Below are 253 nucleotides of genomic sequence, written 5' to 3'. Positions count from 1 at the left end.
TTCTTTACTATATATTGACATTTTATCATATTTTTCACTAATAGTCTATATTAAACTTGCACTTCTACTAGATTTATTATATTTATTTTTTCTTTAATTACTTCTATATACATATTTTCAATATCTATAGTAGAAACCTTGCCTATTATATCTACATATCCTTTTTCTTTATACCACTTAACTTTTATTACATCCCCTTTTCTTATGCTATTAATCTTCATACTTAATTTCTCATAGTCTTCTTCTGATAGTT

General features: G+C 22.5%; 1 protein-coding gene. It reads right to left on the bottom strand.

Annotated features, from left to right (window positions below):
- Window positions 1–50: 50 nt before the first annotated feature.
- Window positions 51–253, bottom strand: a 203-nt coding sequence (locus AYC60_RS03430) for a hypothetical protein (protein ID WP_231724621.1), incomplete at its 5' end; no start/stop codon positions are given.

Source organism: Streptobacillus felis (assembly GCF_001559775.1).
Classification (GTDB): domain Bacteria; phylum Fusobacteriota; class Fusobacteriia; order Fusobacteriales; family Leptotrichiaceae; genus Streptobacillus; species Streptobacillus felis.
Note: the sequence above shows the minus strand (reverse complement) of the source record. Positions and strands in the feature narration are given on the sequence as shown.